This window comes from Microbacterium sp. (genome assembly GCF_041909575.1).
In the GTDB taxonomy this organism is placed as follows: Bacteria; Actinomycetota; Actinomycetes; order Actinomycetales; family Microbacteriaceae; genus Microbacterium.
This window is the reverse complement of the sequence record NZ_JAYRDE010000195.1, coordinates 1-1,956: the sequence shown is the minus strand read 5'-3', so window position 1 is coordinate 1,956 and position 1,956 is coordinate 1. Positions and strand designations below refer to the sequence as shown.

Here is a 1,956-nt window from a genome sequence, read left to right as displayed (position 1 = left end):
AGATTCCGGCGACGGGGGCGACGGCGGCGGCGGCGAGGACTTCGAGCCGATCACCTCGGTGAGCCTGCAGCTGCAGTGGCTGCCGCAGGCGCAGTTCGCCGGCTACTACGTCGCGCAGGAGCAGGGCTACTTCGAGGAGGAGGGCTTCGACGAGGTCGAGATCGTGCCGTCGGGCGGCGACATCGTGCCGCAGGACGCGCTGGTCGCCGGCGACGTGGACTTCGCCATCGCGTGGGTCCCGAAGGTGCTGGGCACCCTCGAGGCCACCGGCGTCGAGCTCACCGACATCGCGCAGGTCTTCCAGGAGTCGGGCACGCTCCAGGTGTCGTGGAAGGGCGACGGCGTCGAGTCGGTCGCCGACTTCGAGGGCAAGCGCATCGGCTCGTGGGGCTTCGGCAACGAATGGGAGATCTTCGCGGCCATGGCCGCCGAGGACCTCGACGCCAGCACGGTGTCGATCACGACGCAGGACTTCTCGATGAACGCGCTCCTGGACCGCGACGTCGACGCCGCCCAGGCGATGACCTACAACGAGTGGGCGCAGATCCTCGAGGTCGTCAACCCCGAGACCGGCGAGCTCTATCAGCCCGAGGACTTCGACGTCATCTCGTACCAGGACACCGAGGGCGCGATGCTGCAGGACGCCATCTGGGCCGACACGCAGCGCCTCGCCGACGACCCGGCGTACGCCGACGCGGCGGTGCGCTTCCTCAAGGCCGTCACGAAGGGCTGGATCTTCGCGCGGGACAACCCCGAGGAGGCGGCCGAGATCGTCTATGACATCGCCTCCAACGCGGAGGCGGCGTTCCCGGTCGGCCCCGTCCACCAGCTGTGGCAGATGAACGAGGTCAACAAGCTCATCTGGAACGGCGCCGACTTCGGTCTGGTCGACCAGGCTGCCTGGGACCAGACGGTCGCGGGCGCGCTCTCGGCCAAGAACCAGGACGGCCTGGAGCTCATCACGACCGAGCCGGCGGAGTCCGCGTTCTCGAACGAGTACATCGAGCAGGCACTCGCCGAGCTCGCCGAGGAGGGAGTCGACGTCGGCGGGGAGTACACGCCGATCGACGTCGTCCTCACCGAGGGCGGCCAGTAGCCCCGGCCATCCCGTCCGGTCGCCCCCCTTGCAGAGGGGTGCGACCGGACATTCCGTCTGACAGGGCGGTGTGCCTGACTGCGATCGTCGGTTGACCGTCGGGCATCGACCGACGAGCGTAGCTAGGGGGATCACGCCACAGGAAGGACCGCCATGCCGGAAGACCTCGACGCCACGGCCAAGACGCTCGACCGAGCCCACGTCTTCCACTCGTGGTCGGCGCAGGCGGCCCTGGACCTCCCGGTCATCGCGGGCGGCTCCGGCACCGTGGTGTGGGACCACGCGGGCAACCGGATGCTGGACTTCGCCAGCCAGCTCGTCAATGTGAACATCGGGCACCAGCATCCCGCCGTCGTCGCCGCGATCCAGGCGCAGGCCGCGGAGCTCGCGACCATCGGCCCGGCCACCGCGAACCTCGCGCGCGGACGCGCCGCGCAGCGCATCCTCGACAAGGCCCCCGAAGGGTTCGCCAAAGTCTTCTTCACGAACGGCGGCGCGGACGCGAACGAGAACGCGATCCGCATGGCCCGCCTCCACACCGGGCGCGACACGGTGCTCTCGACGTACCGGTCGTACCACGGCAACACCGGCGCGGCGATCGTCGCGACGGGCGACTGGCGACGGATGCCGAACCAGTACGCCCGCGGCCACGCGCACTTCTTCGGCCCCTACCTGTACCGCAGCGAGTTCTGGGCGACGACTCCCGAGGAGGAGTCGGCGCGAGCGCTGCACCACCTCGAGCGCGTGATCCAGTCCGAGGGACCGGCGACGATCGCCGCGATCCTGCTGGAGTCGGTGCCCGGCACCGCCGGCAACCAGATCCCGCCGCCGGGGTACCTCGCCGGGGTGCGGGCACTGTG

2 protein-coding genes are annotated in these 1,956 nt (G+C 69.9%); both read left to right on the top strand.

Annotated elements, in window-relative coordinates; genetic code table 11:
- Positions 1 to 1,096: ABC transporter substrate-binding protein (locus ACE3O1_RS15505; RefSeq protein ID WP_374316585.1), on the top strand; the 1,096-nt coding region annotated here is incomplete at its 5' end.
- A 153-nt stretch (positions 1,097 to 1,249) separates the two neighbouring features.
- Positions 1,250 to 1,956 (top strand): aminotransferase class III-fold pyridoxal phosphate-dependent enzyme (locus ACE3O1_RS15500; RefSeq protein ID WP_374316583.1); only part of this gene is annotated, 707 nt, incomplete at its 3' end.